At 73.7% G+C, this 12604-nt stretch carries 11 protein-coding genes; 2 read left to right on the top strand and 9 right to left on the bottom strand.

From position 1 onward, the window contains the following. Positions 1 to 26: 26 nt before the first annotated feature. Positions 27 to 1550, top strand: coding sequence for a GntP family permease (locus tag SLP03_RS19190; RefSeq protein WP_319461984.1), 1524 nt, complete (start codon positions 27 to 29; stop codon positions 1548 to 1550). A gap of 149 nt (positions 1551 to 1699) precedes the next feature. Here SLP03_RS19190 and SLP03_RS19185 read toward each other — a convergent pair whose 3' ends face one another. From SLP03_RS19185 to SLP03_RS19160, 6 genes are all read right to left on the bottom strand, one after another. After that, complete coding sequence (locus SLP03_RS19185) at positions 1700 to 1984, bottom strand: antibiotic biosynthesis monooxygenase family protein (RefSeq protein ID WP_319461983.1); 285 nt, start codon at positions 1982 to 1984, stop codon at positions 1700 to 1702. Between the two features lie 47 nt (positions 1985 to 2031). Next, positions 2032 to 2790, bottom strand: coding sequence for a MerR family transcriptional regulator (locus SLP03_RS19180; RefSeq protein WP_319461982.1), 759 nt, complete (start codon positions 2788 to 2790; stop codon positions 2032 to 2034). Positions 2791 to 2859: 69 nt separating this feature from the next. Beyond that, the gene (locus tag SLP03_RS19175; RefSeq protein ID WP_319461981.1) at positions 2860 to 3477 is read right to left on the bottom strand and encodes a hypothetical protein; all 618 of its coding nucleotides are present in this window, start codon (positions 3475 to 3477) and stop codon (positions 2860 to 2862) included. Positions 3478 to 3597: 120 nt separating this feature from the next. Further along, on the bottom strand, positions 3598 to 4236 hold the full coding sequence (locus SLP03_RS19170; protein ID WP_319461980.1) for a hypothetical protein: 639 nt from the start codon (positions 4234 to 4236) through the stop codon (positions 3598 to 3600). 134 nt (positions 4237 to 4370) lie between these two features. Continuing rightward, positions 4371 to 6650, bottom strand: a complete 2280-nt coding sequence (locus SLP03_RS19165) for a putative bifunctional diguanylate cyclase/phosphodiesterase (protein WP_319461979.1) — start codon at positions 6648 to 6650, stop codon at positions 4371 to 4373. A 145-nt stretch (positions 6651 to 6795) separates the two neighbouring features. After that, positions 6796 to 7311, bottom strand: coding sequence for a helix-turn-helix domain-containing protein (locus SLP03_RS19160; protein WP_319461978.1), 516 nt, complete (start codon positions 7309 to 7311; stop codon positions 6796 to 6798). Between the two features lie 85 nt (positions 7312 to 7396). Between SLP03_RS19160 and SLP03_RS19155 the strand changes: the two genes are divergently transcribed. Then, complete coding sequence (locus tag SLP03_RS19155; RefSeq protein ID WP_319461977.1) at positions 7397 to 8347, top strand: S41 family peptidase; 951 nt, start codon at positions 7397 to 7399, stop codon at positions 8345 to 8347. Positions 8348 to 8460: 113 nt separating this feature from the next. Here SLP03_RS19155 and SLP03_RS19150 read toward each other — a convergent pair whose 3' ends face one another. Genes SLP03_RS19150 through SLP03_RS19140 form a run of 3 tightly spaced genes read right to left on the bottom strand, consistent with a single transcriptional unit; the run spans position 8461 to position 12499 of the window. Beyond that, positions 8461 to 10014: a hypothetical protein gene (locus tag SLP03_RS19150; RefSeq protein WP_319461976.1), complete on the bottom strand. Its 1554-nt coding sequence runs from the start codon at positions 10012 to 10014 to the stop codon at positions 8461 to 8463. Continuing rightward, positions 10011 to 11099 carry a hypothetical protein gene (locus SLP03_RS19145; protein WP_319461975.1) on the bottom strand — a complete coding sequence of 363 codons (1089 nt, stop codon included), beginning with the start codon at positions 11097 to 11099 and terminating at the stop codon, positions 10011 to 10013. Before SLP03_RS19145 ends, SLP03_RS19150 begins: the two co-directional genes overlap by 4 nt. Further along, on the bottom strand, positions 11096 to 12499 hold the full coding sequence (locus SLP03_RS19140; RefSeq protein ID WP_319461974.1) for an MFS transporter: 1404 nt from the start codon (positions 12497 to 12499) through the stop codon (positions 11096 to 11098). Before SLP03_RS19140 ends, SLP03_RS19145 begins: the two co-directional genes overlap by 4 nt. Between the last annotated feature and the right edge of the window lie 105 nt (positions 12500 to 12604).

Below are 12604 nucleotides of genomic sequence, written 5' to 3'. Positions count from 1 at the left end.
GACGACTACCGAAGGTCGTGATAACCGTGGTCACAGTTCTCGCCGCACCGGCGGCCCCACTCACCAACGCCGGGAACACTCAACTGATCATCGCGGCCCTGCTGGGCATCGCCGCGGTGGTGCTGCTCATCGCCTGGGGCAAGGTGCACCCGTTCCTCGCCCTGATCCTCGGCGCGGCCGTCCTCGGCGTGGTCGCCGGGGTGACACCGGACAAGATCGTCACCTCGTTCAGCGCCGGGGTCGGCTCCACCGTCGGCGGGGTCGGCCTGCTGATCGCCCTCGGCGCGATGATCGGCGGCCTGCTCGCCGAGTCCGGCGGCGCGGACAGCATCGTCGATCGGGTGGTCAACCGGGTCTCCGGCACCGCGCTGCCCTGGGCGATGGCCGGGGTCGCCGCGCTGATCGGCCTGCCGCTCTTCTTCGAGGTCGGCGTGGTGCTGCTGGTGCCGATCGTGCTGCTGGTGTCCCGGCGCACCGACGTACCGCTGATGAAGATCGGCATCCCGGCGCTGGCCGGCCTGTCGGTGCTGCACGGCCTGGTGCCGCCCCACCCCGGCCCGCTGGTCGCGATCGACGCCCTCGGCGCCAACCTCGGCCAGACCCTCGCGCTGGGACTCCTGGTGGCCATCCCGACCGTGATCATCGCGGGTCCGGTCTTCGGCAACTTCATCGCCCGCTACGTGCACGCCACCGCGCCGGAGGCGCTGCTGCCCACCCGGCGACCGCTGGTCGTCGCCGGCGGGCGGGGGCCCGCGGCCACCGGTCGCGGGCCGGTCGACGCCGACGGCGACCTCGTCGCCGAGGACGACCTGATCAACCCGGGCACCGGCCGCCCCGGCGAGCCTATCGACGAGGCCGCCACCGAGAAGGTACGTGCCCGCCGGGCACCCGCCCTGTGGGCCGCCGTCGTCACCGTCCTGCTGCCGGTGGCGCTGATGCTGCTGCGCGCGATCGGCGAACTGACCCTCGCCAAGGACACCGGGGGACGCAAGGCGCTGGACATCGCCGGCACGCCGATCGTCGCCCTGCTGGCCGGCGTGATCTTCGCGATGATCTTCCTCGGCTACCGGACCGGCTTCAGCCGCGCCCAGGTCTCCGGCTTCCTCGGCGGGTCGCTGCCGCCGATCGCCGGCATCATCCTGATCGTCGCGGCCGGCGGCGGCTTCAAGCAGGTGCTGGTCGACGCCGGTGTGGGAAACCTGATCGCGGACGCCGCCAAGGGCGCGAACCTCTCGCCCCTGCTGCTGGGCTGGCTGGTCGCCGTCGGCATCCGGGTGGCGACCGGCTCGGCCACCGTCGCCACCATCACCGCCGCCGGCATCGTCGCACCGCTGGCCGCCACCCTCCACGGCCCGGAGGTGGCGCTGTTGGCCCTCGCGGTCGGCTGCGGCTCGCTGTTCTTCTCGCACGTCAACGACGCCGGATTCTGGCTGGTCAAGGAGTACTTCGGGCTGACCGTCGGGCAGACCATCAAGAGCTGGTCGGTGATGGAGACGATCATCTCGGTGGTCGGGTTCCTCGGCGTCCTGCTGCTCAACCTGATTTTGTGACGCCCTGAGCCGCCGGGCTGCGGCCTCGTCGGATCCGCCCACCGGATCCGACGAGGCCATCGCTGTGCCGGTGCTCGTGCCGGCACGACGGCGACACCGGCCGGGTCGTCGACCTCGGCATGCGGGTCACCGCGCGGGCTGGTCGCGAGTCAGGGAGCCTCGACGCCGGAGATGCGGTACCTGTGCACCTCGGCGCCGAGGATCGCCACCGCCTGCTCCTCCGAGGGGCCAGACCCGCGGAAGTCGAGCAGCTGCTCGTCGGACTCCCACCGCTCGTAGACGTTGATCCGGCCCGGCTCGATCAGGTCGGCGCTGACCGCGAAGTCGATGCAACCCGGCGCGGAGCGGGCCTGTCGCACCGCTTCCACACAGGAGGCCAGGTACGCGTCCCGGCCGTCCGGGTCGACGTAGAGACTGCCGGCGACGATGAGCACTGCGGACCTCCTGTGGTGAGCCCTACCCGTCAAGCCATCGTGGCACGTCAGGCCCGGCTGATCGCATTGGCGTGGATGGCCTCGCTCAGGTACGTGGCCATCCCCGGCCGGATCTTCTCGAAGTACGCGGTGAACCGCGGGTCCGCCACGTACATGTCGGCCAGCCCGGTGTGGATCTCGTACGAGCACTCGTAGAACCAGCGGCTGATCAGCTGCCGGTGCTCCTCGGCCAGTTCCATCGCCGCCGGGCTGTCGGCCGGCGCACCCGATTCCATCACCGCGACGAGGCGCCGCCCCCATTCCTCGTTCTCCGCCTTGTTGCGCAGCCAGTCCTCCTTCGAGTAGCGGGCGGTGCGCCGGGTCGACTCCCGGTACGCCTCGCTGTCACCCCATCGCTGCTCCGCCTCCTCGGCGTGCGTGTCCGGGTCGAAGTCGCCGAAGACCTCGAATCGCTCCTCCGGCGTCAGTCGGATGTTCACCTTGCTCGCCTCCATCGCGAACTCGATCGCCGTGACCATCTCCTGCAGGCGCTTGATCCGTACGGTCAGCAGCTCGTGCTGCCGGCGCAGGTGCGCCGCCGGATCCACCTCGGGGTCGTCGAGGATCGCGGCGATCTCTTCCAGCGGGAACCCCAGCTCCCGGTAGTAGCGGACGACCTGCAAGCGCTCCAGGTCCGCGTCGTCATAGCGGCGGTAGCCGGCCGGGCTGCGCCCGCTCGGCGAGAGCAGGCCGATCTCGTCGTAGTGGTGCAGCGTCCGCACCGTCACCCCGGCCAGCTTCGCCACCTGACCCACCGTGTACGCCATGGTTCCCTCCCTTCCGCGACCAAGACTCCCGCCTGCCGTTGCGTGAGGGTCAAGGAAAATCCGGAACTTCTACTCCACCAGATCATCGAGGTCGGAGACGATGTACTCGCCGTACTTGAACTGCTCGCCGAGCCGGACGAGGCGCGCGTACTGGCTCGCTTCCAGTGCGAGATGGCTCCGTCTCGCGATGCGGAGGGACCACCGGAACGCGAGGTCCGGCGAGCAGGCCCGGACGCAGCGCAGCAGGGCGGCGGTCACCCTGCCGTCGGGATCCAGCCGCTCCAGTACGGACGCGGAGAGCAGGGTGACCTCCCGGGTCACGGCATCGGCGAGTCCGGCGCCGGGCGCCGGGCGCGAAAGGGGCGTCCGGCCGGTCTCGCGGTACCACTGGTCGCACCGCTGGACGATCGTCCGCATCCAGTCGCTCCCGGTCGACCAGGCGCCGTCCGGACCAAACGGGAAGTTGCCGTCGGTACCGGCGACCCACAGCGCTTCGATCTCGCCGTTCGTCAGCCCGGCCAGGCTCTGCGCGGCGTCCCGCCGCAGCTCCTCCACACCAACAGGCTCGTGCTCGGGACCGAGCATCCGGTCGAGCTGTTTCCAGGGGGAGCCGTCGTAGCGCCAGTCCTGATGGAACCGGCGGGCGAAGCCGGTCAGCCCGAAGTCGAAGTACTCGGGTCGGGGCATCGGGCGACTCCTCGGGTCGGCGCTGCCGGGGAAGTATTTCGCAACGCCGGAACACGAGCGCCCCCGGTCTCCCGAGGGGGGTGCGGGAGACCGGGGGCGGTCGGGTCGGTGCTGGTCGGGTCAGCTGGTGACCGGCTCCCTGACCTTCTCCGGGGCGGCGAACGTCTCGCTGACCGGGGTCCGGAAGGCGTGCAACAGGCCGGCGAGCGACAGCAGCAGGAGCAGCGCCGCGCCGAGGTACATGGCCAGGGCGCCCTGCCCGGCCTTGCGGCCGAACTCGCTGAAGCCGTACGAGGTGAGCAGCAGACCGCGCAGCGTCTCGCCCTTGAAGACGGTCTCCCGCTGCGCGGTGACGTCGGCGAGCTGCTTCTGCAGGTCGGCGAGGTTTGCGGCCTTGGTCTGCTCGGCCTCGGCCACCTGCTTCTTCAGCGCGGCCTCCGGCCCGCCCAGGTCGGCGTACGTCTTCCCGCCGCCGATCGTCGTGAGGTGCAGGCCGATGAACTCGTTCGCATAGCACTCGGCCTGCTTGCCGGTGTTCAGCCGCTGGCCGGCGTACTCGCGCAGGCAGTCGGACTTCTTCTCCTCGTCGGTGAGGGTGTCGGCCGGCTTGAAGCTGATGTGCTGGGCGCTGAGCTGGTCGTGCACGTAGGTGTTGGCGAAGTTGGCGTTCGTCGTCAGGACGATGCCCACGACGAGCAGCAGGACCGCCAGGCCCAGCCCGCCGATGCTGAACAGCAGATCCAACGTCCGTCGCTTCATGTCCGGCTCCTGTGGGGATGGTCGCGTTGTTCGGTGACGGTCCCATCGTCACCGTTGGCACGCGCCGTGAGCAGGGCCGAAGCCCCTGTCCTGGTCGGGACCTTCGGCCTCCTCACGAGGGGCCGGGTGACCGGTCAGCGGGCGGCGTCGACCGGGGTCAGCGTGGCCAGCAGCTCCGGCAGGGCGGCGGGGCGGCCGTACCGAAAGCCCTGACCGTGGACGCAGCCGATCGCGGTGACCGCCGCGTGCTGCGCGTCGGTCTCCACCCCCTCGGCCACCACGGCCAGGTCGAACGCGGCGGCGAGCCGGTTGACCATGTCCACCGTGGCGTACGCCCGGGGGTCCTCGGCGCCCAGCCGAGCCACGAAGGACTGGTCGACCTTCAGCTCGGTGGCCGGGATCCGGTGCAGGTAGCTCAGCGAGGAGTAGCCGGTGCCGAAGTCGTCGATGGCGATCCGGATGCCCAGCTCGCGGAGCTGGCGCAGCCGGTCCAGCACCGCGTCGCTCCCCTCGATCAGCGCCGACTCGGTGAGTTCCAGGGTGAGCGCGCGCGGCGGCAGGCCGGCGCCGGCGGTGGCGGCGGCGGCGGCGACCATGGCGATCAGGTCGGGCCGGCGCAGGTGCGCGGCGGCGATGTTCACCGCGACGGTCACCTGGGGCGCGCGTTCCCGCCAGGCGGCGGCGGCCCGGCACGCCTCGTGGAGCACCCAGCGGTCGACCGGCAGGATCAGCCCGGTCTCCTCGGCCAGCGGCAGGAAGCTGGCCGGGGCCAGCACCCCGAGCCGGGGGTGCCGCCAGCGGACCAGCGCCTCGACGCTGTGTACCGCGCCGGTGGCCAGGTCCACGATGGGCTGGTACTCCAGGAAGAGCTGCCCCTCGTCGACGGCGCGGCGCAGGTCGGCGATCAGCTCCGCGCGGCTCACCGCCGACTCGCGCAGCGCCGGCGTGCACAACAGGTACGCGGACTTGCCGGCCGCCTTGGCCGCGTACATGGCGATGTCGGCGTCGCGGAGCAGGTCGGTGTGGGAGGTGTGCTGCGGCCCGTACTCGGCGATACCGATGCTCGCCGACGGGTTGAGGCCGAGGTCCTCCTCGCCGGGCAGCGGCTCCAGGGCGGTGAGCAGCCGCTCGGCGAGCCGCTCCGGCGGCACCGGCCGATCGCCGTCGACCAGCACCGCGAACTCGTCGCCGCCCAGCCGGGCGATCATCCCGTCGGCGCCGGTGGCGTCCCGCATCCGCTCGGCGATGCTGGTCAGCAGCCGGTCCCCGGTGACGTGCCCGAAGCGGTCGTTGACCTGCTTGAACCCGTCGAGGTCGAGCAGCAGCACGGCGACCGGCGCCTCGTCGCGCAGGGCGCGGCGCAGCCGCCGGTTGAAGGTCAGCCGATTGGGCAGGCCGGTGAGCTGGTCGGAGTAGGCGAGCCGGCGCAGCCGGGCCACCAGCCGCAGGTTCTCGTTGGCGGCCAGCCCCTGGCGCAGCGCCAGCACGCCGAGCAGCGCCATCACGCCGAGGAAGATCAGGCGCGGGGTCTGCCCGGTGGGCCGGCGGGCGAGCACCACCGCGACGATCGCCCCGCCGACCGGCAGGTACGGCAGGGCGACCCGCCACCACGGCGGCAACGGCGACTCGGCCGTCTCGTCGGCGCCGTCGCCGCCCGCCGGCGGCGGGTACGCCGTGGCCACGCCGATCAGCAGGTAGCTCAGCGGCCAGCAGACGTCGATCGGGTGGCCGGGGACGTAGCTGCCGTGCGCGACGAGCGAGACGTAGGCCGTGTCGGCGGCGGCCCGGATGGCCAGGCTGGCCCCGATCACGGTCAACGGTCGCCACATCGGCCGGGACGGCCCGGCGACCGCGACCAGGATGGTCAGCTGCATCAGGTCGAACATCGGGTAGACCAGGCCGAAGGTGCGCAGCGGGTCGGCGAGGTCGGCGGCGGCGACGTCGCGGAACACCACCACCCAGCCGATCGGGATCAGGGCCAGCCCGACGATCACCCCGTCGAGCAGGGTCCGGGCCTGCCCGACCAGGCTGCGCGGGGCAGCCAGCGAGCAGAGCAGCGCGGCGGTGCCGGTGACGATGCCGGCGGTGAAGATGCCACCGACCAGCGCGTTGTGTGGCAACTGCTGCCCGCCGAGGCGTTCCACCGTCCACAGCACCCGGCCGAACGCGGCGAGCGCCATGGTGACCGCGAGCAGCGTCCAGAACCGGCGCAGCGCCGTCGGGTGCCGGCGGGCCACGCCGACGCAGGCGACCGCCGCCCAGGCCGCCACCGCCACCGCGCCCAGGTCGCTGACCAGGGCCGCGCCGGGCAGCCCGGCCACCAGCCAGCCGGCTTCCCCGAGTACGACGACCGCGGCCGCGACGAGACCGACGCGGCCGGACAGCGTGGGACGGGCCACGACGGCGCGGCTCACGTCCTGCGGCAGCACAACGATTCGCTCCGGCTCTCTCTCAGTGCACCCTCGAAGATGAGGACCGGTCACGGACGGCGAACGGCGCAAGCGTAGTCACCCGCCCGATGCCGCCGCCAGAGCCGATCGGTGCCCGTCACCCGCCCGATCAGGACGGTGACGCGCTGTCGCCCTGCCGGTAGAGGGCCACCAGCACGCCGTACCGCGACTCGTCCGGGCCGGCCTCGTCGGCACTGGCGATCAGGTCGTCCAGGGTGGCCCGCAGCCGGGCGGCCTGCGCGAAGGTGAGGCGCAGGTGCCGCAGGTGCAGCAGCGGGTCGGGATCGGCGGCGACCTGCTCGGCGACCGCCGTGAGCAGGGCGGTGGTGGCGTCCCGGTCCCCGGACTCGCCGACCATCCGCCGGAAGGTGCGCTCGTGGTACTGCTCGGTGCCGCCGCGGACCTGCCGGGAGTGCCCGACCCGGACCATGCCGGCCTCGGTCAGCACCTTGAGGTGGTGGGCCACGGTCCCCTTGGCCGCGCCGAGGCCGGCGGCGAGCTGGCTGATGGTGGCCGGTCCGGAGCCGAGGGCGAAGAGCAGCCGGTGGCGGAACGGGTGAGCGAGCGCCTTGAAGTGGGGCGGGGTGCTGACCCGGAGGGGCTCACCGGGGATCTGGTCGGTCACCCAGAAAGCGTCCACCTCTCTTGACGCTTTGTCAATCGGCTGCTCTACTGCAACCCCACAGTGGAACTCCGGACGGGGGCATCCGATGCGACAGGACGAGATCACCGAGGTCGTCGAGCGGGCCGCGAAGCTGGTCGCCGAGCGTTACGTCCTTTCCGACGTCGCCGAACGGATCGCCACGCACCTCGGCGACCGGCTCCGTGACGGCCGGTACGTCGACGCCCCCGACCCGGCGGCCCTCGCCGGGCTGGTCACCGAGGATCTCCAGTCGGTCAACGGCGACCTGCACCTACGGCTGCGGCACCACGCGACGCCGTTGGTCGAGGGTGACGACCCGATCGAGGCGAGGCTGGCCCCGCTGGTCAGGACCACCATGGGTGGGGTGGCCCGGGTGGAACGCCTCGCCGGCAACGTCGGGCTGCTGGAGATCCACCCGTACCTCTTCCCACCGCAGCTCGCCGGCGACGCGGTGACCGCGGCGCTGCGGCTGCTCGTCGGCACCGACGCGCTCCTGCTCGACCTGCGGCGCAACCGGGGCGGCAGCCCCGACATGGTGGCCCTGGTCTGCGGTTGGTTCTTCGCCGAGCCGGCACACCTGCACACCATGCACGACCGGAGCGGCAACACCCGCCAGTTCTGGAGTGCGGCGTACGTGGCCGGGCCACGCTACGACGCCGACCAGCCGGTGTACGTGCTGACCAGCGCGGAGACCTTCTCCGGCGGCGAGGAACTGGCGTACGACCTCCAGCAGCTCGGCCGGGCCACGGTGGTGGGTGAGCGCACCCGCGGCGGCGCGCACCCGTGCGATGGCTTCCCGGCGCACCCGCACCTGGAGCTGACCGTGCCGGTGGCCCGGCCGGTGAACCCGGTGACCGGCACCAACTGGGAGGGCTGCGGGGTGACGCCGGACGTCGAGGTCGCGGCCGGCGAGGCGCGCGACCTGGCGTACCGGAAGGCCCTGGAGACCCTGCTGGACAGCGACCCGGAGCGGCCGACGGCGGACGAGGCGCGCGCGGCGCTGGCCGCCCTCTCCTGACCGGCAGGCTACCGGCCACCGTGTCGTGGCTGCGCCGCACCCGGTCGTGACCACCGCTCATCGGGCCAATACGACACGGTCCACGGTGGATGGCCCGGATGCCTGCCCCGACCTCAGGCCCACTCCTCCGCCGGGTCGCCGTCGTCGCCTCCGCTGGCGGGGACCGCGGAACCGCCCTCGACGTGGGCCGCCGGCCCGTCCGTCGGCGGCGCGGCGGCGGGCGGCCCACCATGCGTCCAGGGCGTCTCCTCCGGCGCGGGGAAGTTCCCCGCCGGCAGGAAGGCGTCGGACAGGGTGGTGAGGCAGAGCCGCTCCCCCACCTCCGGCACGGTGCCCGGCGGCGCGGTCAACCCCCGGCCCATCCCGCCGGAGAGCTCCAGCACCACCTCGGTCTTGCCGTCCGCGCCCGGGGTCACGAAGACCACCCGGGCCTTCTGCGCCGGTCGGGCCGGCGAGTACAGCGCCGCCCCGACCGGCACCAGCACCGGCTCGGTGGTGACCACCTGGATCCGGGGACGCAGCACCGGCCGCTTCCCAGTATCGTCCACCCGCTTCGGGTCAGCCAGGGTGACGCCGCCGACGAACGCCTCCCCGGTCAGCCGGTACTCGGCCATCACGAGCGGGTCGTCGTAGGCGCGCTGCACCGCGTACGAGGTGAGGGCCCGTTCCAGCCGGTGCAGCCGCACGGCCGCGGCCACCGCGCCGTCGCGGCGCCGCTGCGGCCCACCACCGGCGTCGACGTGCTCGGCGTACCCGGTGAAGGCGTCCTTGTCGCCGTCCCAGCGGCCGGCCACCCGCGCGCCGGGCGGCAGGGCGCGCAGCAGCCCCACGCCGCGCCACATCAGCTCCCAGGTGGGCGCGAGCTGGTCGCGCAGCAGCCGCTCCAACTCCGCGTACGCCGCCGCGCGGGCGACCGGGTCCTCCTCGGCGTACGCGGCGACGGCCGGGGCCAGCAGACGGTTGTCGAAGTCGGGGTCGGTGGCCGGGCCGGCCGGCGGACAGACCGTCGGATCCTCGGCCCGGGCGGCCGCCGCCGCGCCGGTCAGCCCCGCCGGCGGGTCGATCCAGCCGAGCAGCGCCGGCAGGTGCAGGTCCTCCACCGCGCTCTGCCCGGTCGCCCAGTGCAGGGTCAACGCCTCGGTCATCGCCAGCAGCGCCGCCGAGCCCGGATGCTCGGCCCGCTCGGCGAAGAAGGTCAGCCAGCGCCCGAGCAGCGGCACCGACGGGTGCACCGGATAGTCACCGTCGGGGCGCCGGAACCGGGTGGAGCGGCCGAGCAGCCGCAGGAAGGTGACCCCGGCCGGGTTCGGCACCAGCAGCTGCGGCGCGTCGACGTACCGGTGCCGGACGTCCCGGCCCCGGTCGGTGGGTACCGCCTCGGAGACACCCCGGACGGAGTCCAGGTACGGCAGCACGATGCCGGCCAGCTCGGCGGCGAACGCGAACCGCTGCTGGCGGTTGCGGGGCTGCGGCACGATCAGCAACCGCGCCTCGTCCGGTGCGGCGCCGACCAGGGCGGCGAGGGGGGCGTTCGCCTCGCCCGCCATCGCCAGCGGCACCAGCACCAGCGGGCGTTCCGCCAGGTGCAGGTGCCGGACGGTGGCCACCGGCTGGGCCACCCCGGCGGCGGCGGCCTGCGCCTTCGCCAGCGCGCGCAGCGTACTCATGCGGGGTTTCCGGTGAGGGCGTCGGCGCGCAGGCGGGCGGCGGCGCGCAGCAGCGCGGCGGCCTCGCCCTGCTCCGGGTCCGGGGTGCGCTCGCCGGCGGCCAACGCCAGCACCTCCGACACCTCGGCGATCCCGCCCAGCGCCTCCCGCACCGGGCGGCCCAGCGCCGTGGTGTGCCCGCGCGCCTCGTGCCGGCAGAAGTACGCCAGCTCGCAGGCGGCCAGGCACTCCGGCGCGTAGCGTGCCTCTACCCGGGACAGGGCCGCGACCAGCGTCGCCGGGTCGGCGGTCAGGTCGGCGGTGAAGTCCGCCGGCACGTCGGCGAGCAGCCTGTCGATCCGGGCCATCCGGTCGAGCTGGCGGCGCAGCACCAGCAGTTGCCTGCGGACGTCGAGCAGGCTGGCCACCGGCTGGTTGGCGAAGTCGCGCGGGCAGACCAGCACCACGTCGTGCGACACCAGTTCCGGGTCGTGCCCCTCGGCGGCGAGCAGCTCGCGCAGCGCCAGCACGTAGACGGCGGACTGGACGGCGGCGGCGGAGACCTTCGCCGGGTCGGCCTGCCCGTCGATCACGGGGAACGATTTGATCTCCACGACGTGGAACCGGCCGGCGAGCCGGGCGGCGACCAGGTCCGGTTCCAGGTGCACCCGCTGGCCGGCGACATCCAGGCCGAGCAGCGGATGGTCGAAGAGCGCCGGGGCGTCACCCGTGCCGGTCAGCGCCGCCCGGGACCGCTCGTGCCGGTCCGGCAGGTCGTCGGCGCCGCCCAGGTCCGTCCAGCTCGCCCCAGCCGGCACCGGTACGCCCAGCCGCTCGGCGACCAGCCGCAGCAGCTCCACCCCGCCGTCGGCCTTGACCTGCGCCTCGAACGTGTTGCCCCGGGTGATGGCGAAGCGGGACTGGCCGAACCGGGCCGGGAAGCCGATCAGCTCGGCCAGCTTCGGCTTGTCCACCCCCGCACTGTCCAGCACCGCCCGGCGGGTGCAGCCCGGGTTGCCGGTCAGCGCGGCGATGGTCCGGGCGTTGTGCCGGCGGGGCGGCACCCCGCCGCGGATGTCGGCCAGTCGCCGCGCGCTGCTCGTCATGATCCGCCAGGATAGGCGCTCTCCGCCGGTACGGCCCGGAGCGCGCCGCGGCGCACCAGCACGGCGGTGGCCACCGCGGCCGCCAGGGCCAGCCCCGCCAGCGACCAGAGCACGCTACGCAGACCGCCGGTGAAGCCCGGGTCGGCGAGCCGGCCGGCGGTGGTGCTGGCCAGCACCGCCCCCACCACCGCGATGGCGATGGTCTCGCTGGTCAGCCGCGCCGTGTTGATCATCCCGGCGCCGGTCGCCGCGCGTTCCGGCGCGACGCTGCCGATCGCGATCGCGTCGAGCAGTCCGATGGAGAGCCCCACCCCGCCCCCGCTGGTCAGCAGCGGCCCGGCCAGCGTCGCGGTGTCCGCGTCCGGCCCCAGCACGGTGGCCCAGGCCGCGCCGGCGGCGACCACCACCACCGAGACGACGGTGACCGTGGTGGCCGGGACCAGCCGGGTCAACACCCCGCCGAGCAGCGGCAGCACCAGGGTGGGGGCGGTCAGCAGGATCAGCGTCGCGCCCGCCGCGCCGGGGCTGAGCCCGACCACCGTGGTCAGGTACGACGGCAGGTAGACCAGCAGCGGCACCAGCACCGCGACGATGGTGGCCGCCGCCAGGCAGATGCCGAGGAAGCGGGGGCTCGACAGCAGGGCCAGGTCGAACATCGGATCGGCGCGGCGGCGTTCCACCCGGACGAAGACCACCAGCAGCGCCGCCGCGGCGGCGAACGCGCCGACGATGACCGGGGCCGCCCAGCCGTACGCGGGGCCCTGCACGAAACCGAAGATGAGCAGCAGCAGCGCGGCGGTGAACGAGAAGGTGCCCGCCCAGTCGACCCGTCCCGGGTGCGGCTGGCGGGACTCCGGCAGCAGCGGCACCAGGGCGAGGACCGCGCAGCCGGCCAGCGCCGGGGCGGCGAAGACCGCCCGCCAGCCGAAGGCCTCGATGAGCAGTCCCGCGATGGACGGGCCGAAGGCGAGGCCGACGCCGATCGCCGTGCCGAAGAGGCCGAACGCGCGGGCCCGGGCACGGCCCTGGAACGCCCCGGCGAGCAGGGCGGAGGCGCTGGTCGCGGCGGCGGCCGCGCCGACGCCGGCGAGGGCCCGGGCCACGTCGAGCAGCACGATCCCGTCGGCGACCGTGCAGAGCAGGCCACCGGCGGCGAAGACCGCGACGCCGAGGGCGAAGACGCGGCGACGGCCGAACAGGTCGGCCAGGGCGCCGGTGGCGAGCATGAAGCTGGCGAAGGTGGCGTTGTAGCCGTTCACCACCCACTGGACGCCGGCCAGGCTGGCGTGCAGGTCCCGGCCGATGTCGGGCAGCGCGACGGACGCGCCGGTCAGCGAGACCGGGAGCGCGACGGTGGACAGCAGGACGGCCACCAGCACGACGGCCGGGTGATTGCGCACGATTCTCCCCGTTCGGACGGCGGGCCCAGCGTAGTTCGCGCAGGTCGGGAAGGCGTCCGTACCGGGTCGAAGATCACACGCCGGTCAGCGGCCGGCGGAACGGTT

It is taken from the genome of Micromonospora sp. RTP1Z1, from assembly GCF_033804685.1.
Taxonomy (GTDB): Bacteria; Actinomycetota; Actinomycetes; order Mycobacteriales; family Micromonosporaceae; genus Micromonospora.
The sequence above is the reverse complement of the archived record's forward strand: the minus strand, read 5'-3'. Positions and strand labels throughout refer to the sequence as shown.

Excerpts from the sequence above, each read along its gene's own strand:
- SLP03_RS19180 (WP_319461982.1), bottom strand. The coding sequence starts at position 2,790 with ATGGCGTACACGGTGGGTCAGGTGGCGAAGCTGGCCGGGGTGACGGTG.
- SLP03_RS19175 (WP_319461981.1), bottom strand. The coding sequence starts at position 3,477 with ATGCCCCGACCCGAGTACTTCGACTTCGGGCTGACCGGCTTCGCCCGC.
- SLP03_RS19170 (WP_319461980.1), bottom strand. The coding sequence starts at position 4,236 with ATGAAGCGACGGACGTTGGATCTGCTGTTCAGCATCGGCGGGCTGGGC.
- SLP03_RS19155 (WP_319461977.1), top strand. The coding sequence starts at position 7,397 with ATGCGACAGGACGAGATCACCGAGGTCGTCGAGCGGGCCGCGAAGCTG.
- SLP03_RS19150 (WP_319461976.1), bottom strand. The coding sequence starts at position 10,014 with ATGAGTACGCTGCGCGCGCTGGCGAAGGCGCAGGCCGCCGCCGCCGGG.
- SLP03_RS19145 (WP_319461975.1), bottom strand. The coding sequence starts at position 11,099 with ATGACGAGCAGCGCGCGGCGACTGGCCGACATCCGCGGCGGGGTGCCG.